The 20,112-nt window shown below is 38.7% G+C and carries 19 protein-coding genes; 8 read left to right on the top strand and 11 right to left on the bottom strand.

All coding sequences use genetic code 11. The annotated features are described in order from the left end of the window. Positions 1-35: 35 nt before the first annotated feature. The 10 genes from BK583_RS00650 to rpmH form a co-directional block, all read right to left on the bottom strand. Positions 36-902 (bottom strand): ParB/RepB/Spo0J family partition protein, encoded by an 867-nt coding sequence (locus tag BK583_RS00650; protein WP_038484718.1) that lies wholly within the window; start codon positions 900-902, stop codon positions 36-38. After that, entirely contained in the window at positions 895-1,656 is a 762-nt protein-coding gene (locus BK583_RS00645) for a ParA family protein (protein ID WP_038486371.1), read from the bottom strand. Before BK583_RS00645 ends, BK583_RS00650 begins: the two co-directional genes overlap by 8 nt. Positions 1,657-1,851: 195 nt before the next feature. Beyond that, on the bottom strand, positions 1,852-2,709 hold the full coding sequence (gene noc, locus BK583_RS00640; protein ID WP_055736082.1) for a nucleoid occlusion protein: 858 nt from the start codon (positions 2,707-2,709) through the stop codon (positions 1,852-1,854). Between the two features lie 110 nt (positions 2,710-2,819). Next, positions 2,820-3,533 (bottom strand): 16S rRNA (guanine(527)-N(7))-methyltransferase RsmG, encoded by a 714-nt coding sequence (gene rsmG / locus BK583_RS00635; RefSeq protein ID WP_055736081.1) that lies wholly within the window; start codon positions 3,531-3,533, stop codon positions 2,820-2,822. A 10-nt stretch (positions 3,534-3,543) separates the two neighbouring features. Further along, on the bottom strand, positions 3,544-5,433 hold the full coding sequence (mnmG, locus tag BK583_RS00630; RefSeq protein ID WP_055736080.1) for a tRNA uridine-5-carboxymethylaminomethyl(34) synthesis enzyme MnmG: 1,890 nt from the start codon (positions 5,431-5,433) through the stop codon (positions 3,544-3,546). Between the two features lie 134 nt (positions 5,434-5,567). Next, positions 5,568-6,938, bottom strand: coding sequence for a tRNA uridine-5-carboxymethylaminomethyl(34) synthesis GTPase MnmE (gene mnmE, locus BK583_RS00625; RefSeq protein WP_038484730.1), 1,371 nt, complete (start codon positions 6,936-6,938; stop codon positions 5,568-5,570). Positions 6,939-7,066: 128 nt separating this feature from the next. Beyond that, the gene (gene jag, locus BK583_RS00620) at positions 7,067-7,699 is read right to left on the bottom strand and encodes an RNA-binding cell elongation regulator Jag/EloR (protein WP_055736079.1); all 633 of its coding nucleotides are present in this window, start codon (positions 7,697-7,699) and stop codon (positions 7,067-7,069) included. 14 nt (positions 7,700-7,713) lie between these two features. Further along, positions 7,714-8,529, bottom strand: coding sequence for a membrane protein insertase YidC (gene yidC / locus BK583_RS00615; protein WP_051667779.1), 816 nt, complete (start codon positions 8,527-8,529; stop codon positions 7,714-7,716). A 13-nt stretch (positions 8,530-8,542) separates the two neighbouring features. Next, positions 8,543-8,941: a ribonuclease P protein component gene (rnpA, locus tag BK583_RS00610; protein ID WP_038484736.1), complete on the bottom strand. Its 399-nt coding sequence runs from the start codon at positions 8,939-8,941 to the stop codon at positions 8,543-8,545. Positions 8,942-9,007: 66 nt separating this feature from the next. Then, a complete protein-coding gene (gene rpmH / locus BK583_RS00605) occupies positions 9,008-9,145 on the bottom strand; it encodes a 50S ribosomal protein L34 (RefSeq protein WP_035396906.1) in 138 nt (45 codons plus the stop codon). Positions 9,146-9,682: 537 nt separating this feature from the next. Here rpmH and dnaA point away from each other — a divergent pair. The 7 genes from dnaA (at position 9,683) to gyrA (ending at position 18,648) form a co-directional block, all read left to right on the top strand. Next, positions 9,683-11,032, top strand: coding sequence for a chromosomal replication initiator protein DnaA (gene dnaA / locus BK583_RS00600; RefSeq protein WP_038484739.1), 1,350 nt, complete (start codon positions 9,683-9,685; stop codon positions 11,030-11,032). Positions 11,033-11,210: 178 nt separating this feature from the next. After that, positions 11,211-12,353, top strand: a complete 1,143-nt coding sequence (gene dnaN / locus BK583_RS00595) for a DNA polymerase III subunit beta (protein ID WP_055736078.1) — start codon at positions 11,211-11,213, stop codon at positions 12,351-12,353. Positions 12,354-12,515: 162 nt separating this feature from the next. Next, a complete protein-coding gene (gene yaaA / locus BK583_RS00590) occupies positions 12,516-12,734 on the top strand; it encodes a S4 domain-containing protein YaaA (protein WP_038484745.1) in 219 nt (72 codons plus the stop codon). A 2-nt stretch (positions 12,735-12,736) separates the two neighbouring features. Beyond that, a complete protein-coding gene (gene recF, locus BK583_RS00585) occupies positions 12,737-13,855 on the top strand; it encodes a DNA replication/repair protein RecF (RefSeq protein ID WP_038484748.1) in 1,119 nt (372 codons plus the stop codon). Positions 13,856-13,858: 3 nt separating this feature from the next. Beyond that, a complete protein-coding gene (gene remB, locus BK583_RS00580) occupies positions 13,859-14,137 on the top strand; it encodes an extracellular matrix regulator RemB (RefSeq protein ID WP_051667704.1) in 279 nt (92 codons plus the stop codon). Between the two features lie 26 nt (positions 14,138-14,163). Continuing rightward, positions 14,164-16,086, top strand: a complete 1,923-nt coding sequence (gene gyrB, locus BK583_RS00575) for a DNA topoisomerase (ATP-hydrolyzing) subunit B (protein WP_169789536.1) — start codon at positions 14,164-14,166, stop codon at positions 16,084-16,086. Between the two features lie 45 nt (positions 16,087-16,131). Beyond that, a complete protein-coding gene (gene gyrA / locus BK583_RS00570; protein WP_038484754.1) occupies positions 16,132-18,648 on the top strand; it encodes a DNA gyrase subunit A in 2,517 nt (838 codons plus the stop codon). A 33-nt stretch (positions 18,649-18,681) separates the two neighbouring features. Here gyrA and BK583_RS20560 read toward each other — a convergent pair whose 3' ends face one another. After that, positions 18,682-18,846: a hypothetical protein gene (locus BK583_RS20560; protein ID WP_166740383.1), complete on the bottom strand. Its 165-nt coding sequence runs from the start codon at positions 18,844-18,846 to the stop codon at positions 18,682-18,684. A gap of 125 nt (positions 18,847-18,971) precedes the next feature. Here BK583_RS20560 and BK583_RS00565 point away from each other — a divergent pair, with 125 nt between their 5' ends. Next, positions 18,972-19,943: an SDR family oxidoreductase gene (locus BK583_RS00565; RefSeq protein WP_055736076.1), complete on the top strand. Its 972-nt coding sequence runs from the start codon at positions 18,972-18,974 to the stop codon at positions 19,941-19,943. Positions 19,944-20,112: the final 169 nt, after the last annotated feature.

Raw genomic sequence — 20,112 nt, 5'->3', positions numbered from 1 at the left:
AAAAGAAGCCGCCTCTTTAAGGAGGACATGCTTCTTTATTCTTTCGTTTGTATTAAAATATCTAAAATTCTCTCTAAATCATCTTCAGAGAAATAATCAATTTCTATTTTCCCTTTTTTCTTCCCTGGTTTAATCATGACTGATGTCCCAAGGGAGTCCCTTAAACGTTCTTGATGGTTTTTAAGAAAAGGTGATAATTTCACTTTCACCTCTCTTGTTTCACGTGGAACATGTTCATTAATCTCTTGAACGAGCTTTTCGACTTCGCGAACACTGAGCTTCTCTTGAAGAACATTCTCGAGTACTTGCGATAGTTTATCTTTATTTTGTAATCCAAGTAAAGCTCTCCCATGACCCATACTAAGCTTACCAACAGATATAAACTCTTGCACCACTTTAGGGAGCTGTAACAATCGCATATGGTTCGCAATATGCGGTCTACTCTTCCCTAATCGCTTTGCCAGTTGTTCTTGTGTGCTATTTGAGTAGCTCATCAATTTTTCATAGGCAATCGCTTCTTCAATTGGATTCAAGTCTTCCCGCTGTAAGTTTTCAATTAATGCAATTTCCATCATTTTCTTTTCATCTAATTCTTGAATGATAACAGGGATCTGATCTAATCCAGCTTGTTTGGCTGCTCTAACACGACGTTCTCCCATAACAATTTCATAATCTTTAATTGATTTCCTTACAGTAATTGGCTGTAAGATGCCATGTTCTTTAATCGAATCACTTAATTCTTTTAAAGATTCTTCTGAAAATGTTTTTCTAGGTTGATACGGGTTTGGCCTTACTTCTGACACAGAAATATATGTGACTTGCTCCTGACTTTGTTCACTTTCGTTCGGAAAAAAAGCTTCTAATCCTTTACCTAAACCTTTCTTTCCAATCGATTTAACCATTTGCAACCACTTCCTTTGCTAAGTCTATGTACACTTCTGCTCCACGTGACTTCGCATCGTATTCAATGATTGGTTTTCCATAACTTGGCGCTTCTCCAAGACGGATTGTTCTAGGGATTATCGTATCAAACACTTTATCTCTAAAGTACTTTTTCACTTCTTCGATTACTTGAATACCAAGATTTGTTCGTGCATCCAACATTGTAAGCAGCACGCCTTCAATCGCTAATGATGTGTTTAAATGCTTTTGTACCAATCGAACGGTATTTAAAAGCTGGCTTAAACCTTCTAAAGCGTAATATTCACATTGAACTGGAATAATAACGGAATCTGACGCTGTTAGCGCATTTATTGTTAGCAGGCCTAATGACGGTGGACAATCAATAAAGATATAATCATACGTTTCTTTTAATGGTGTTAAGGCTTTCTTTAAACGAACTTCTCGAGAAATTGTTGGTACGAGTTCAATTTCCGCACCAGATAATTGAATTGTCGCAGGAATAACATCTAAATTACGAACACTCGTTGGAAAAATAACTTTGCTAGCCGGTACATCATCAATTAGGACATCATAGATGCATTCATCGACATCCCCTTTTTCAACACCTACTCCACTCGTTGCGTTCCCTTGCGGATCTATATCAACTAGAAGTACCTTTTTCCCTAAATGAGCTAAACATGCTGCTAAATTCACTGAAGAAGTTGTCTTCCCAACGCCGCCTTTTTGGTTTGCGACAGCGATAATTTTTGACACTTGGACACCTACTTTCCTTCGTTGCAGAAACATTCCCTCTTTATTTCCTTGCATTAATCGCAATCCCCTAAAAAAGTCATTCATTGAGCATATAACGCTCGCTTTAACCTTCATTTGGAATAGATTACTTTTATTTTAGCATAAATTGACGATAAACCTATTAAAAAAAAGACCTATCTTTTTGTAATAGATAGATCACTTTTTAGGTATTCGGATGGTAAATTGGTAAAATTCATCATTATCTTCTTCATCGGTATCGACTTTCAGCCCTGTTTTCATCACCATATCCACAGATTGACGAATCGTATTCATTGCAATTCGCATATCCTTTGGATACGATTTACGCGTTGCTTTTTTCTTTTTTGGCTCATCCTTTTCTTCAAGATTAGGATAAAGGAACTGTTGCACGCGTTCTTCTGTTTGTTTTACGTTTAACTGTTCTGAAATAATTTGTTCCAAAATAAGTTCATGCGCCTCGTTATTACCTTTTAACCCAATAAGTGCTCTAGCATGACGTTCTGAAATTAAGCGATTTAAAATAGCATCTTGCACTTTTTTCGGCAAGTTTAATAGTCTTAGTTTGTTTGCTATCGTTGATTGTCCTTTTCCAAGACGTTGCGCAAGGCTTTCCTGTGTTAATTGATGAATTTCAATTAACTTCGCATAAGCTGTGGCTTCTTCAATAGCCGTCAAACCTTCACGCTGTAAGTTTTCAATTAATGCAATTGAAGCTGTCTGTGAATCATTAAACTCTTTTATAATAGCAGGGATCGTTTCCCAACCTAAAGACGAAACAGCTCTAAATCGCCGCTCACCTGCAATAATTTCATACTTCTCTTCTCTAATACGCACTACAATTGGCTGTATAATTCCATGTGTACGAATGGTTTGTGCTAATTCAGTAATCCGCTCTTCATCAAAAACCGTTCTTGGCTGAAAGCGATTTGGCACAATGTCTTCAACTGGAATTTGCTTCACTTCTTCGTTTTCGATTAAATCACCATCGTCATGTTTATCATTTAAGCCAAATAGGCGTGAAAACGATTGCTTCATCGCCTCAGACACCACCTTTTATTAAATAACCATCATGTATAGTTCGACACCTATAAAAGTCATTCCTTTGTTTAAATGAATTTGTTCCACGTGAAACCTTTACGTAACGTTTAAACAATCGGTTGTTTGTTCGGCATTCCAGGTTTTCTAGGATACTTTTTTGGTGTTGTTTTTATTTTTTTAATCGTAACAATATGACGGTCACTCTGTTCAACTGGTAAAGAAAAGAAATGATTGCTTTCTATTTGTCCACCCATCGTTGTTATAGCTTTTTCTCCATCATTTAGCTCTTGATTAGCACCTGCTGCTTTTAACGCAATAAAAGATCCATCTACTTTAACAAATGGAAGACAGAGTTCTGCTAAAACAGACATGCGTGCAACCGCTCTTGCTGTCACAATATCATAATTTTCTCTATGCATTGCATTTTTACCTGCTAATTCAGCACGATCATGGTAAAAAGATACATTTGTAAGACCTAATTCATCTGCTAGAAACGTCAGAAAACCAATTCTTTTGTTTAATGAATCAATAATTGATACGTGTAAATCAGGATAAAGAATTTTCAAAGGTAAACTCGGAAATCCCGCTCCTGCTCCAATGTCCAATACAGATTGATTAGTGAATGGAAAATAAAAACTAGGGGTAAGTGAGTCATAAAAGTGCTTTAAATACACGTCATCTTTAGCAACAATTGCTGTTAAGTTAATTTTTTCATTCCACTCAACAAGCAGTTCAAAATAACGGTTGAACTGCTCTTCTTGAGTAGATGAAAGTACGATATTTTTTTCAGCAAGTAATTCTGGAAACTTCTCGTAACTCATATAAACAACCTCACGATGATGTTTTGGCAAGACGTCCTTGTTCCAAATAAACAAGTAAAATCGATACGTCTGCAGGATTAACGCCAGATACACGGGAAGCTTGCCCTACAGATAAAGGTCTAACCATTTTTAATTTTTGTCGCGCTTCCGTTGCAAGCCCTTGTATAGCATCATAGTCAAGGTCTTCAGGGATTTGCTTACGCTCCATTTTCTTTAAACGTTCAACTTGCTGCCACTGTTTTTCGATATACCCTTCATACTTCACTTGAATTTCAACTTGTTCGCACACGTCCTCATCAAGTTGTTGATCAGGGTGCGGCACAATGTTCATCAAATCGTTATACGTTAATTCTGGTCGCTTCAATAGCGCTTCTGCTTTAATTGCCTCACTCATAGCGTTTGAGCCTAACTGGATAAGAACTTCATTCACTTGAGATGATGGCTTCACGATTAATCCTTTAATACGCTTAATCTCTTGTTCGACTGCTTCTTTTTTGTGTTTAAACTGAGCATAGCGCTCTTCAGAAATTAATCCTAAATTATAACCTTTTTCTGTTAAGCGTAGGTCTGCATTATCATGGCGTAAAATTAAGCGGAATTCAGCTCTAGACGTAAGTAAGCGATAAGGCTCATTTGTACCCTTTGTAACTAAATCATCAATCATAACGCCAATATAAGCGTCTGAACGATCTAAAATTAGCGGCTCTTGTCCTGCTACTTTTCTTGCTGCATTAATTCCTGCAACGACCCCTTGTCCAGCAGCTTCCTCATAGCCCGATGTACCATTAATTTGTCCAGCTGTAAAAAGCCCCGGTACTGCCTTTGTTTCTAAAGTCGGCCACAATTGTGTAGGAACGATGGCATCATATTCAATTGCATATCCAGGGCGCATCATTTTCACATGTTCAAGACCAGGAATGGATTTAAGCATAGATAGCTGAACATCCTCTGGTAAACTTGTTGATAAACCTTGCACATATACTTCTGTTGTGTTTCGACCTTCCGGCTCTAGAAAAATTTGGTGTCGTGGCTTATCATTAAAGCGGACAATCTTATCTTCTATAGACGGACAATACCTTGGTCCTGTTCCTTCTATCATACCTGAATACATTGGTGAACGTCCAAGATTTTCATTAATAATTTCATGTGTGTCCGATCCGGTATAGGTTAACCAACATGGAAGCTGATCGGTAATATACTTTGTGGTTTCATAAGAAAAAGCACGAGGCTTATCGTCCCCTGGCTGGATTTCTGTTTTTGTATAATCAATTGTGTTCCCATTTACTCGTGGGGGCGTTCCTGTTTTGAAACGAACAATGTTAAATCCAAGTTCCTTGAGGTGATCAGACAGCTTGATGGATGGCTGCATATTATTTGGACCAGATTCATAAGATAGCTCACCTAAAATAATTTTACCTTTTAAATAAGTACCTGTTGTAATAACAACAGCTTTCGCACGATATTCAGCACCTGTATTGGTAATAACACCGTGACACTCGCCATCCTCAATGATTAATCGATCAACCATTCCTTGTCGTACTAATAAATTGTCTTGTTCCTCTAGTGTTTTTTTCATTTCATGTTGATACTGAAATTTATCGGCTTGCGCACGTAAGGCACGAACCGCCGGACCTTTACCCGTATTTAACATTCTCATTTGAATATGGGTTTTATCAATATTTCGCCCCATTTCGCCGCCTAAAGCGTCTACTTCACGAACGACAATCCCTTTTGCAGGACCGCCTACAGATGGGTTACACGGCATATATGCAATGGCATCTAAATTTAACGTAAGCATAAGCGTGTTCGAACCCATCCTCGCAGCAGCAAGACCTGCTTCCACTCCTGCATGACCTGCTCCGATGACAATCACATCAAACGAATCAGCTTGATAATTCATATATGCTCGACTAGATCGTTGCTCTAGTCTCCCTTCCTTTCAATCGAAATTTTTTACTATTCGAAGTACATCAGTTCGCTTCTAACGATCTCATTACTCAACGAACTCGACATGCACAATTCTTCTTAGAACATTTATTTACCTAAACAAAACTGTGAAAACAACTGATCAATTAAACTATCCTGCACATCTTCCCCTATAATCTCTCCTAAGAGCTCCCAGGTACGTGTCACATCAATCTGGATAAGGTCGACTGGTACATCCATCTCTGTGGCCTGTAGGGCGTCCTCAGCACGTCTTTTCGCCTCATTTAACAGTCCTATATGTCTAGCATTCGATACGTAGGTCAGATCTTGACCTTCAATATCACCAGCAAAAAACAATTGTTTAATCGCTTCTTCTAATTGGTCAACACCCTCATCATGAATCAACGACGTAGTCACAACTGGTCGCCCGTTTGCAAACTGATGCACCTTTTTAATGTCAATTGCTTGTTTCTGATCGGTTTTATTAACAATAATAACAACATCCATATCTTCAACGGCTTTAAAAAGCGCTTCGTCTTCCATCGTTAACGGTTCACTGTTATTTAATACGAGTAAGATTAACTCGGCTTCTTTTAAGGCCTTACGTGAACGCTCAACGCCAATTTTTTCGACAATATCTTCTGTTTCGCGAATACCTGCTGTATCAATTAATCGAAGGGGTACACCTCTTACATTAACGTACTCTTCTAATGTATCTCGTGTTGTCCCTGGAATGTCTGTAACAATCGCTTTTGATTCATGTACAAGACTATTCATTAAGGACGACTTCCCTACATTTGGGCGCCCGATAATAGCCGTTGCCAATCCTTCACGCAGTACTTTTCCTTGCTTCGCCGTAACGAGAAGATGATCGATTTCCACTAAAACTGGCATCATCTTTTCGCGAATAATTTGCTGTGTCATCGTTTCTGCATCATACTCAGGGTAATCAATATTGACTTCTACCGCAGCAACAGTCTCTAAAAGTTGTTGTCTAAGATGTTGAATCTTTCCTGACAATCTTCCCTCCACTTGCCTCATCGCTACGTTCATTGCCTGATCCGATTTGGAACGAATTAAATCCATTACACCTTCTGCTTGAGAAAGGTCTATTCTCCCATTTAGAAACGCACGCTTTGTAAATTCTCCCGGCTCAGCCAACCGAGCACCATGTGACAATGCTGCCTGTAATACGCGATTAACAGAAACTAACCCTCCATGACAGTTAATCTCAACAATGTTCTCACGCGTATACGTTTTTGGTCCATGCATAACAGTGACCATAGCCTCTTCAATGACCTCATTACCTTCGACTAGATGCCCATAAGTAATGGTGTGCGTCTTGACTTCACTCAATTTCGTTGTTCCTTTAAAGAGCTTGTCACTAATATCAATTGCTTGATCTCCACTGAGCCGGACAATTCCAATAGCTCCTTCTCCAAGTGCCGTAGATATTGCTGCGATTGTATCCACATTCATCACCTCCGTAAAATACAGCTTCAACTAATAAGAATAGCATACGCATAGTTGAAAAGCCATTGCTTCAATGTGAACTTTCTCTTCCAGTTTTTATTGCTCCAAAAAAATAAGAAGTGCTTTTGCACTTCTTATTTAACCGGTTCAACCACAACATGTCGTTTTGAACCGTTTCCTTTTGATTCAGTTGTGACAATCTGACTATCAGCTAGTGTTGTATGGATCACCTTACGCTCACGAGCAGACATTGGCTCAAGTACCACTTTTTCCTTTGTTGTATGTGCCTTCTGACTAATTCGAAGGGCTAGCTGACGTAAAGTCTCTTCTCGCTTCTCCCTATAGCCGCCAGCATTTAAGCGAATACGAGAAGTATCGCTTGTATCCTGATTGGCAACAACTAAGTTTGTTAAATGCTCTAAAGAATCAAGTGTTTGACCTTTTTTTCCGATCAACTTTCCTTGATCAGCATTTTCAGATGTAACAAGGTTCAACGCAACATATTTTCCATCGCGTTGTTGCTCGATTGTAACGGAAAGTCCCATTAATTCGGCGGTTTTTAAAAGAAAGGATCCTGCAACGTCTTCGGTTTTAGGTTTTACACGAACTTCAATTACTGCAGGTTTTCCACCAAATAATCCTAAGAAACCTTTTTGTGGTTCTTCAATTACGTTATACATTAATTGATCCTTTTTTACATTAAGTTCGTCTAATGCTTTTTGTACAGCTTCATCAACAGTCCGACCTTTTACCGTCTTCGTTGCCATAGGATACCCCTTTCTTATTTCCGTTTTTTCTTATTTTTCTTCTTCTTACTTGAACTTTTATTTTTTGCGTTTGATGAATACGTACCCCTTGTCGAGCTTTGATTAACACCAACAGTGGATTCTAATCCTCTTTTTCCTGTGTTTGGTCCAGTAATAAAGTAGGTTTGTGCAATCATGAAGATGTTTCCTACTACCCAATAGAGAATAACCGCAGCGGGTAAGAAAATCCCGATTACTAAAATCATAAACGGCATAAGATATAATAATATTTTTGCCTGTGGATTATTTTGCACCATCATCATTTTTTGCTGCACGAATGTTAACACAAACGCCAATATCGGTAAGATGAAAAATGGGTCCGGATCACTTAATTGGAACCAAGCAAAGGACTCACCTTGAAAATTTTCTGTACGCATAATCGCATGATAAATAGCAAGAAAAATCGGCATTTGAATCAAAATCGGTAAACAACCTGCAAAAGGGTTTACTTTATGTGTTGCGAATAATTTCTGCATTTCTTCATTTAATTTTAAGCGTGTATTTTGATCTTTTGCGCTATGAGTCTCGCGTAATTTTTGCATTTCTGGCTGCAACTGCTGCATCGCCTTCATACTTTTTGTTTGCTTCACCATTAATGGTAATAAAATGAATCGAAATAAAATCGTTACAATAATAATGGCAAATCCATAGCTATTTACCCAGTTTGCAATGAAAATAATTAATTGTGATAACGGATACACAAAGAAGGAATTCCAAAAACCTGAGCTCTCTGATGTAATAGGCTCGTTAATATTAAAACAGCCAGATAAAAAAAAGAGCATCCCCGTCATGACTACGAGCCAGCTAATTCGTTTCACTTTCTTTTCTTCCTCCTAGCTGTCGATTTTCTTTATTTTGTTGAACACGAACAATCATTTTTGATTTTCTAAGTACATGCTCCAAGCTACTTTTTATTTCGTGGTATGTCATGTCTTTAACAGGATTGCGGGCTATGACAACATAATCGTAATGCTGCTTTAAATCACCCTGAATTTGAGTAAATACTTCACGCACATAACGTTTAATCCGATTTCGACAAACGGCATTTCCCACTCTTTTTGAGACAGATAATCCGAGGCGCAGTGAATCTTGTCCTTCTTTTGGCAAGATATAAAGAACAAATTGACGGTTGGCCATTGATGATCCTCTATTAAAGACAGCCGAAAATTCTTCATTTTTTTTAATACGTTGCTCTTTTTTCATTCGTCTCACGACCCTCTTGACTCAAATAATGTATAAAACCTGAAAAAGACCACTGATGTCAGTGGTCTATGCAGACAATACTTTTCTTCCTTTTTGACGACGGCGAGAAAGAACTTTACGTCCATTTTTCGTAGCCATTCTTGCACGGAAGCCGTGATTCTTTTTACGTTTACGGTTATTTGGTTGGAACGTTGGTTTACCCATGTATTCCACCTCCTTCGAGGATTTAGATCTTAAGGCACTCCCAAAAATTATATAGATGTATGACCGTATGTGTCAAGTCTTTATTCTAAACTTCTTTTAAACCTCTTTTTTCACTTCTTCACATCGCTATGCTCTACCTTTGTGGACATATTTTTTATTCACATATGGTTATCTACACGTTATCGACAAGGATTTACACATATCTTGTATTGTGGACAACACCAAAACACTACATCCTGTATTTTGTGGATAAGTTCATCCTTCCATTGCTACTAAAGCTTTTTTTTGCTATGATATAAGAGATTTCTTTCGTGGACAATGTATGTACCAAAGAACCTGTCCACAGCCTGTGGGTAAGGTTGTGGACAGGTTCTTTCCATCTGTTTATTTTGTTATCCACAGTTTGTTGAAGTCGTTGCTTTTCTACGTAACATCCTATAATATGAATGTTTCGTCGTATATATTCGTCCGTATATTTATACCGCTACTTATACAAAAGTTGTACAGTGTGAGAATGTCGCAGAAGGAGGGGCTTTTTTGGAAAATATTCATGACCTATGGAATAAAGTACTTGAAGAAATGAAACAGAGAGTCAGTAAGCCTAGTTATGAAACTTGGCTAAAATCAACGACAGCAACGGCTTTGCAAAATGACGTTATCACAATAACAGCTCCAAATGAATTTGCTCGCGATTGGCTTGAAGATCATTATTCTAGCTTAGCAGCAGATATTATCGAGCATTTAACTGGGGCAAGACTAAACCCGAAATTTGTCATTCCACAGCACGAACAAGAAGAAGTCATTCAAGAACAACCAACTCCTGCCGCGACAGAAGTAAATTTAGCTACCCAAAATGACACAAATCGTTCGATGTTAAATGATAAATACACTTTTAATACCTTTGTTATTGGTTCTGGTAACCGATTCGCTCATGCTGCATCACTTGCCGTTGCAGAAGCGCCAGCCAGAGCATACAATCCACTCTTTATTTATGGTGGCGTTGGATTAGGAAAAACACATTTAATGCATGCCATTGGTCATTATGTAATGGAACATAATCCGAATGCAAAGGTTGTTTACCTCTCTTCAGAAAAGTTTACTAATGAATTTATTAATGCCATTCGTGACAACAAAGCGGTTCATTTCCGCAACAAATATCGCAATGTCGATGTCTTATTAATAGATGATATTCAATTCATTGCTGGGAAAATTCAAACTCAAGAAGAGTTTTTTCATACATTTAACGCTCTGCACGAAGAGTCAAAGCAAATCGTGATTTCAAGTGATCGTCCTCCTAAGGAGATTCCAACATTAGAAGATCGTCTTCGTTCAAGATTTGAATGGGGCTTAATAACGGATATAACACCACCTGATCTTGAGACGCGTATAGCTATTTTAAGAAAAAAAGCAAAAGCAGAAAACCTTGATATTCCAAACGAAGTGATGCTTTACATTGCGAATCAAATTGACACGAATATCCGTGAGCTGGAAGGTGCTTTAATTCGTGTTGTTGCGTATTCATCACTGATTAACCAAGACATGAATGCAGATTTAGCTGCTGAAGCTTTAAAAGATATTATTCCAAATGCACTACCAAAAACCCTCAGCATTTCAGATATTCAAAAACTTGTCGGTGACCATTATCAAGTTAAATTAGAAGATTTCAAAGCAAAGAAACGAACAAAATCTGTTGCCTTTCCTAGACAAATTGCCATGTATCTTTCAAGAGAAATGACTGATGCTTCCTTACCTAAGATCGGTAGTGAATTTGGTGGCCGTGACCATACAACCGTCATTCATGCCCACGAGAAAATTTCCAAATTACTCGTAACTGATCAAGATTTACAACAAAAAATTCAAATGATTACCGAGCAGCTTCGCCAATAGGCTGTGAATGATGTGTATAATTGGAACAAGCCTATCCACAATTTACCCACATGTGAATAGGCTATCTCTTTACGCATTTTTTTAGTTATCCACAAACTCACAAGCCCTATTACTATTACTACGACTTTTAATTAATAAAAAGAATACTATATATGTTTATGAAAAGGAGTATCAAAGTATGCATGTCATAATTGATCGCAACCGAATGGTTCATGATGTTCAACACGTATCGAAAGCTGTTTCTCCAAGAACCACGATCCCTATTCTTACTGGAATAAAAATTGTTGCTACAAAAAAAGGCTTAACGTTAACAGGAAGTGATTCTGACTTATCGATTGAAGCGTTTATTCCAACTGTAGAAAATGAGAAAGAACTTGTTGAAGTCGAGCAAGAAGGAAGTATTGTATTACAGTCAAAATACTTTTCTGAAATAGTGAAAAAATTACCTGGCGATACAATTGATATTACGGTCCATGATCAATTTGCTGCTACGATTCGCTCTGGATCTTCTGTTTTCACATTAAATGGATTAGACCCTGATGAATATCCACGACTTCCGCAGTTAAAAGAGGACTTGATTTTTTCTATGCCTCAAGACATGCTCCGCAATGTCATTCGCCAAACTGTCTTTGCGGTGTCCACTCAGGAAACACGCCCGGTGTTGACAGGTGTAAACATCGAGACAGAAGAAGATGGATTAATCTGTACTGCAACAGATAGTCATCGCTTGGCAATGCGACGCACAAAGATCGATGTAGAGAATGAAGACCTTCATTTTCAAAATGTGGTTATTCCAGGGAAAAGCTTACAAGAGTTGAGCAAAATTGTAGAAGATACATCTGATGCTGTAGACATCGTTGTAACGGAAAACCAAATTTTATTTAAACTTGGTCACGTATTGTTTTTCTCCAGATTGTTGGAAGGGAAGTATCCAGTTACATCAAGCATGATTCCAAATCAATCAAGAACGAGCTTTGTGTTGAAAACGAAGCCGTTGCTTCAGACATTAGAACGAGCGCTTCTTTTATCAAGAGAAGCCAAAAACAATGTCATAAACATGAAAACATTGGGAGAAGGCGAAATTGAAATTTCATCTACTTCACAAGAGGTAGGGAAAGTGACCGAACAAATGGAAGTGGAACGATACGAAGGCGAAGAACTAAGAATCTCTTTTAACGGTAAGAATATTATCGATGCTCTAAAAGTGATTGATAGTGAAGAGATTCATTTGATGTTTACAGGGGCGATGAGCCCGTTTGTGATCCGTCCAATTGATTCTGATCGTTACCTACACCTCTTTTCACCAGTACGGACTTATTAAAAGCTTGTATGAAAAAAGGTTGGCTAGAGACGATTCGTTTAGTACAATAGAGAAAGAGATTTTTTTAGAGCGAACAATACGATACAGCTAACAAATTAGAGACAGCATTCATTTGACGTATGCTGTCTTCCCTTCGTCTAGCAGATGGTGAGGTGTACGATCTTGGAACAAATAGAGATTGAATCAGAATACATTACACTTGGTCAATTACTAAAAGAAGCTGGAGTAATTGATACTGGTGGAATGGCAAAGTGGTATTTAGGTGAATATATCGTCTACGTAAATGGGGAAGAAGAAAATCGCCGAGGTAAGAAATTACGTCCTGATGATCAAATTGATTTAGTAGATGGACGAACCTTTGTAATCGTTACGAAGGTGTAAGGATGCTAATAAGAAAAATTGAATTAACGTCCTATCGTAATTATGAGAGAGCTTCCCTGTCGTTTGGTGATAAAGTGAATGTGTTTATTGGAGAAAACGCACAAGGTAAAACCAATCTACTAGAAGCGATTTATGTAATCTCTCTTGCGAAATCCCATCGATCGAATAAAGACAAAGAATTAATACGATTCGATGACGAATTTTCTCGAATTCATATCGAAGGTGAAAATCGGACTGGTCAAGTCGAGCTTGATTTGATTATCTCGCAGAAAGGAAAGCGCGGTAAGATAAATGGGCTAGAACAAAAACGTTTAAGTGATTATGTCGGAACGATTAACGTCGTCATGTTTGCACCGGAAGATTTAGAGCTGGTTAAGGGAAGCCCGCAGACAAGAAGACGTTTTATTGATATGGAGTTAGGGCAGATTAGTCCGGTTTATCTCTATGAGTTGTCTCATTACGGCAAAATAATGAAACAACGCAATGTTTTACTGAAAACGATGCAGCAAAAGCGTTCGACAGATTTTACAATGCTTGATATTTTAACAGAACAAATGATTGAGCGAGCGGCTTTTATTATGAAAAAGCGTGGAGAGTTTACGAAACAGCTAGAGAAATGGGCTGTTCCGATTCACGATTCGATTAGCAGAGGTAAAGAAGTGTTAAGACTTCAATATATCCCTTCTTTAGAGGTATCAGAAGAGGGGAATCTGTCGAAAATAAAAATAGCGATGCAAAAAAAGTATGAAGTGAAAAAAGAAGAAGAAGTAAGAAGAGGAACAACCTTGTTTGGGCCGCATCGAGATGATTTAGCTTTTACCATTAATGACTTAGATGTTCAAAAGTTCGGTTCTCAAGGGCAACAGCGAACGACAGCATTATCTCTTAAATTAGCAGAAATTGATTTAATTCATGATGAAGTCGGCGAATATCCTGTTCTTTTACTAGATGACGTACTATCAGAACTAGATGATTATAGACAATCTCATTTACTAGAAACGATTCAAAATCGCGTACAAACGTTTGTAACAACGACATCCATTAGCGGACTACATGAAAGTGTTCGGCAAGAAGCGTGCATTTTTACTGTAACCCAAGGTGAAATCAAACGAATGGAGTAAACGATGTATATTCATGTAGGTGGAGATATTATTTTACCAATTAACCGGATTGTTGGTATTTTTCCATATGTTGAAGAAGCGTTACCGAAAGACACACTCGCTTTTCTTGAAAATCAAACGATACAAAAAACGTGTATCGGCAATGTAACGGACGCGATTAAAAGCGTCATTGTAACAAATCATCATGTGTACTACTCTCCGGTTTCCACACAAACACTCTATAAACGCTCAACAGAGAATGTGCTAGATCGTTTATTTGAGGAAGAAGAAACCAATGGATAGGACCCCTAACGAGAAGGTGAAAAATGTTGGAAAATGATCAAAATCAAACGTATGATGAAAGCCAAATACAAGTACTTGAAGGATTAGAAGCAGTAAGAAAACGACCTGGCATGTATATCGGTTCGACAAGCCAAAAAGGCTTACACCATTTAGTCTGGGAAATTGTCGACAATAGTATTGATGAGGCAATGGCTGGTTATTGTGACACCATTACATTAACGATTGAAAAAGACAATTCTATTACGGTGGAAGATAATGGTCGTGGTATACCTGTTGGAATTCAAGAAAAAATGGGTCGACCGGCAGTTGAAGTTATTATGACTGTTCTTCACGCAGGTGGAAAATTCGGCGGAGGCGGCTATAAAGTCTCAGGTGGCTTACATGGTGTAGGGGCATCTGTTGTAAATGCGTTATCAACTTACTTAGAAGTAAACGTTCATTTAGACGGGAAAATCCATAAGCAATCTTATTCAAGAGGTGTGCCTCAAGAGGATTTAAACATCATTGGTGAGACTGAAAAAACAGGGACCGTTATTACGTTTAAGCCCGATGGTGACATTTTTAAAGAGACGTTAGAATTTGATTACGATACATTAGCAAGTCGTGTAAGAGAGCTTGCCTTTTTAAATAAAGGGCTTACGATTCACATTGCTGATAAAAGAACAGAAGATGGAAAAGCAGCTACGTATTATTACGAAGGTGGTATTTCTTCTTTCGTTATGCATTTAAATCGTACAAAAGAAGCGCTTCATGCTGAACCTATCCATGTTGAAGGTGAAAAAGAAGGATTAACCGTCGAAGTGGCAGTTCAATATAACGATGGCTATACAAGCAGCATTTATTCATTTGCGAATAACATCAATACCCACGAAGGTGGTACACATGAATCAGGCTTTAAAACGGGTTTAACACGTGTTATTAACGATTATGCAAGAAAGAATAGCTTATTTAAAGAGAATGATCCGAATCTTAGCGGTGAAGATGTTCGAGAAGGATTAACGGCTATTATTTCTGTTAAAATTCCAGAACCTCAATTCGAAGGACAAACGAAAACAAAGCTAGGGAACAGTGAAGCAAGAACCATTACGGACTCTCTCTTCTCTGAAAGCTTTTCACGTTTTATGGCAGAGAACCCTACGGTTGCACGAAAAATCGTAGATAAAGGCTTAATGGCGTCAAGAGCTAGAGAGGCTGCAAAGAAAGCACGTGAATTAACACGCCGCAAAAGTGCGTTAGAAGTCAGTTCACTACCTGGTAAGTTAACAGACTGTTCTTCTAAAGATGCAACCATTAGCGAATTATTTATTGTAGAGGGTGACTCGGCCGGTGGGTCTGCTAAAGGTGGACGAGATCCTCATATCCAAGCGATTTTGCCTCTAAGAGGAAAAATTTTGAACGTAGAAAAAGCCCGTTTGGATAAAATTCTAGCAAATAATGAAATCCGGATGATCATTACAGCAATTGGCACGGGTATTGGCGAAGAGTTCGATATAGAAAAAGCGCGCTACCACAAAATTGTGATTATGACTGATGCAGACGTAGATGGTGCCCATATTCGGACGCTCATTCTTACATTCTTCTATCGCTATATGCGTGAATTAATTGAAAGTGGTTTTGTGTATATTGCTCAACCGCCATTATATAAAGTGGAACAAGGAAAAAATAATGTAACGTATGTTTATTCAGATCGAGAATTAGATGCACATCTCTCAACCATTGAAGATCGAACGAGGGTTGGAATTCAGCGTTATAAAGGACTAGGGGAAATGGACGCTACTCAATTGTGGGAAACCACAATGGATCCAGACACAAGAAATATGCTTCAAGTAACTCTAGCAGATGCGATAAAAGCAGACGAAATTTTTGAAGTGTTAATGGGTGATCGAGTAGAGCCACGACGCGATTTCATTCAAGAGAACGCACAGTATGTTAAGAACTTGGATATTTAAGAGGAGGACTAAGGATGTAACTTAGTCTGTTGCGGAGGTTTTTGTATGGCTGAAGAAGATGTGTCGAGACTTAGAGAACGATTAATTGATGAAGAGATGAAAGAATCATTCATGGATTATGCCATGAGTGTTATTGTTAGCCGAGCACTTCCTGATGCACGAGATGGAATGAAGCCGGTTCACCGCCGTATTCTATATGCAATGTTTGAATTAGGAATGACTCCTGACAAACCCTTTAAAAAATCGGCAAGAATTGTTGGAGAAGTTTTAGGAAAGTATCACCCACACGGAGATTCTTCTGTATACGATACGATGGTTCGTATGGCGCAAGATTTTAGCTATCGTTATATGCTCGTTAACGGACATGGAAACTTTGGATCTATTGATGGAGATTCAGCGGCAGCGATGCGTTACACAGAATCAAAGATGTCAAAAATCTCAATGGAACTTGTGCGTGATTTAAACAAGGACACAGTTGACTTTGACGATAACTATGATGGGACGGAGCGCGAGCCTAAAGTATTGCCAGCAAGATTTCCAAACCTTTTAGTGAACGGTACTTCTGGTATTGCCGTTGGAATGGCGACGAACATTCCTCCTCACCAGCTAGGGGAAGTAATTGATGGTGTGCTTGCATTATCGAAAGACCCAGAGATAACCATTCCAGACTTAATGGAGCACATTCCTGGTCCTGATTTTCCAACTGGTGGAGAAATTTTAGGACGTTCTGGAATTCGTAAAGCGTACACGACTGGTCGCGGATCCATTATGGTACGAGCAAAAACAGAAATCGAAGAAAATAAAGGCAAGCAGTCTATTATTGTGACTGAACTTCCTTACCAAGTAAATAAAGCGCGGTTAATTGAAAAAATTGCCGAACTCGTTCGTGATAAAAAAATAGAAGGTATTACGGAGCTGAGAGATTCATCTGACCGTAATGGGATGCGCATTGTGATTGATGTCCGTCGTGACGCAAACCCGAACGTCATTTTAAATAATTTGTACAAGCAAACGGCTTTGCAGACAAGTTTCGGGATTAATATGTTAGCACTCGTTAACGGCAAACCTGAAGTATTGAATATCAAGCAGGCGTTAGAACATTATTTAGCACACCAAGTAGAAGTCATTCGTAGACGGACCCAATTTGATTTAAATAAAGCAGAGGCTCGTGCACACATATTAGAAGGGCTGCGTATAGCCTTAGATCATATTGATGAGATTATCGCGCTAATTCGTGCATCAGCAACAGCTGAAATTGCACGTAATGGATTGATTGAACGCTTTGAACTTAGCTATGATCAGGCGCAAGCCATTTTAGATATGAGATTACAAAGACTAACTGGTCTTGAACGAGATAAGTTAGAACAAGAGTATCAAGAAGTAATGGCCCGTATTGCAGAGCTAAGAGCCATTTTAGCCAGCGAAGAACGTGTGTTAGAAGTCATTCGCGAGGAATTAGAATTGGTCAAGCAGAAATTTAATGATGAACGCAGAACGGTTATCTCAATGAGTGAAGAACATCTTGAAGATGAAGATTTGATTCCTCGTCAAAATATCGTCATTACCATTACGCATAACGGATATGTGAAGCGTCTACCAGTTTCCACGTATCGAGCGCAAAGACGTGGTGGTAAAGGAATACAAGGAATGGGAACAAATGATGATGATTTTGTTCAACATTTGTTTATAACAAATACGCACCATACTATCTTATTCTTTACGAACAAAGGAAAAGTATATCGCTTAAAAGGGTATGAAATTCCTGAATTGGGACGAACGGCAAAAGGAATCCCAGCCATTAATCTCCTGCAAATTGAACCAGGTGAAACGATTAGTACAGTGATTCCAATTGAAGAATTTGACGACAACTCATATTTATTCTTCTTAACGGAACATGGTATTGCGAAGCGAACAACGTTATCCGCATTTGCAAATATCCGTAAAGGTGGTCTGTTTGCTATTAACTTGCGTGAAGGCGACTCATTGCATGGTGTCCGTTTAACCGACGGGGATCGAGAGATGATGATTGGCACAAGGCAGGGTATGGCTATTCGTTTTCATGAGACGGATGTTCGTGACATGGGACGAACTGCTGGTGGTGTAAAAGGGATCACTCTTTCAAATGATGATGGTGTAGTTGGAATGGATGTTATTAACGAAGACCAAAAGGTGCTTGTTGTAACAGAAAAAGGGTATGGAAAACGAACAGAGCTGGATGAATACCGTGTTCAGAGCCGAGGCGGTAAAGGCATTAAGACATGTAACGTAACCGACAAAAACGGTCCGCTTATCTCATTGAAAATGGTAGGCGAAGACGATGACATTATGATTGTAACGGCGAATGGAATTATTATTCGTACCACTGTCGAGGGTATTTCAACAACCGGAAGAAATACACAAGGGGTTACGCTCATTCGTGTTCAGGAAGGCGAAGAGGTAGCAACAGTTGCCCGCGTTAACATTCAGGATGAAGATGTAGAGGATCTTGAGGATAGCGAAGAATTAGAAACGACAGATGCTACAAATGCTATAGAAGAAACAACTGAATCGAATGAAGAATAAAGAAACTGTCCTTTTGGACAGTTTCTTTTCGTCTTAAAGGATTGGGTAAGCTGGTTCAAGTCGAGGATGAGCATAATAGGGAGGTCTAGGTCCTATTTTTGGAACTAGCCAGGATTCCCCTAAATAGTGCATACGCTCGTGTTCTGATGGATCGTTCGTTGTAAGCAGGGTGACTTCGGGATAAAAGGTAAACTTCATGAGACTTCTCCTCCTTTTTCACTTACTATATGCAAAGTCGATACGAGAGAAGTATGTCTCTCAATAAAAAAGACGTGCACGTAGGTAATCGCCTATTCATAGTGTAAGACTATTGAGGTGATAAGATGACCAATGAATCTGACAAAAAGCGTGAGATGGAAGAACTTCAACAATGGTTTAAATCAAACATGAAAGAAGGAACATACCCCCTATATCCTAGTTTTGGGAAGATTACACGCTATGAGGAACTAAATTTAACAGGACCTGAACAAAGACAATTGGAACAGCCGGGAATTGAGTCACTAATGGTACCACTTCCTATTATAGAAAATGAGCAATACAAAGGTTCTGGCAAGCTAGAGGATAAAGTCGCCATTATTACAGGTGGTGATAGTGGCATTGGGGCCGCAGCGGCGATTGCGTTTGCAAAGGAAGGTGCTGACTGTGTCATTAGTTATTTACATGAACATGAGGATGCCTACCGAACGAAGAATAGGATCGAGGAATTAGGACGCCGTTGTCTACTTATTTCTGGTGATGTAAGTTTAAAAGAAAAAAATGAAGAAATTGTGCGACGTGCGATTGAGGCATTTAAAAAGATTGATATTGTTGTTAACAACGTTGGTATCCAGTTTCCCCAGCAATCAATTACCGATATAACGGACGAACAATTTGATTACACGTTTAAAGTGAATGTGTACTCGCATTTCTACTTAACGAGAGCTGCTATGCCCTATTTAAAATCTGGAAGCTCTATTATTATGACATCCTCCGTCGTAACGTATGTAGGGGAACCACAGCTTGTTGATTATACGGCGACAAAGGGAGCGAACGTAGGATGGACGAGAGCTCTAGCGAAACAAGTCGGAAAGAACGGGATACGTGTAAATGCAGTAGCACCAGGTAAGATTTGGACGCCGCTTATTCCATCTAGCTTTACAGCAGATGATAATGCCTTACCAGTAGATAATGTAGTAGGAAGAGTTGGTCAACCTTTTGAGTTAGCACCCACGTATGTGTATTTAGCATCAGATGATTCTCGGTTTGTGACTGGCCAGGTTTTACATGTTGATGCAGGACAATCAACAAATAGTTAATGTAAATAGATTTAATCGAATACAAAGGCTCTCTAATTAGACAGAGAACAGCATGCTAGCAGATGCTGTTCTTTTTAGTTGAAAAGGAACTATGGTGTATCAACAAATCTAGTTTACGTAAAAGGACAGCGTGGTTGCTCGAAACTTAATGGGTAGAAAAAATAAATTA

The sequence above is a fragment of the Shouchella oshimensis genome (genome assembly GCF_002019765.1).
GTDB lineage: Bacteria > Bacillota > Bacilli > Bacillales > Bacillaceae_D > Shouchella > Shouchella oshimensis.
Note: the sequence above shows the minus strand (reverse complement) of the source record. Positions and strands in the feature narration are given on the sequence as shown.

Bases quoted from the DNA above. Each gene is read 5' to 3' on its own strand.
- BK583_RS00650 (WP_038484718.1), bottom strand. From the start codon at position 902: ATGGTTAAATCGATTGGAAAGAAAGGTTTAGGTAAAGGATTAGAAGCT.
- noc (WP_055736082.1), bottom strand. From the start codon at position 2,709: ATGAAGCAATCGTTTTCACGCCTATTTGGCTTAAATGATAAACATGAC.
- rsmG (WP_055736081.1), bottom strand. From the start codon at position 3,533: ATGAGTTACGAGAAGTTTCCAGAATTACTTGCTGAAAAAAATATCGTA.
- mnmG (WP_055736080.1), bottom strand. From the start codon at position 5,433: ATGAATTATCAAGCTGATTCGTTTGATGTGATTGTCATCGGAGCAGGT.
- mnmE (WP_038484730.1), bottom strand. From the start codon at position 6,938: ATGAATGTGGATACAATCGCAGCAATATCTACGGCACTTGGAGAAGGA.
- jag (WP_055736079.1), bottom strand. From the start codon at position 7,699: ATGGCAACGAAGACGGTAAAAGGTCGGACTGTTGATGAAGCTGTACAA.
- yidC (WP_051667779.1), bottom strand. From the start codon at position 8,529: ATGACGGGGATGCTCTTTTTTTTATCTGGCTGTTTTAATATTAACGAG.
- rnpA (WP_038484736.1), bottom strand. From the start codon at position 8,941: ATGAAAAAAGAGCAACGTATTAAAAAAAATGAAGAATTTTCGGCTGTC.
- rpmH (WP_035396906.1), bottom strand. From the start codon at position 9,145: ATGGGTAAACCAACGTTCCAACCAAATAACCGTAAACGTAAAAAGAAT.
- dnaN (WP_055736078.1), top strand. From the start codon at position 11,211: ATGCATGTCATAATTGATCGCAACCGAATGGTTCATGATGTTCAACAC.
- recF (WP_038484748.1), top strand. From the start codon at position 12,737: ATGCTAATAAGAAAAATTGAATTAACGTCCTATCGTAATTATGAGAGA.
- remB (WP_051667704.1), top strand. From the start codon at position 13,859: ATGTATATTCATGTAGGTGGAGATATTATTTTACCAATTAACCGGATT.
- gyrA (WP_038484754.1), top strand. From the start codon at position 16,132: ATGGCTGAAGAAGATGTGTCGAGACTTAGAGAACGATTAATTGATGAA.
- BK583_RS20560 (WP_166740383.1), bottom strand. From the start codon at position 18,846: ATGAAGTTTACCTTTTATCCCGAAGTCACCCTGCTTACAACGAACGAT.
- BK583_RS00565 (WP_055736076.1), top strand. From the start codon at position 18,972: ATGACCAATGAATCTGACAAAAAGCGTGAGATGGAAGAACTTCAACAA.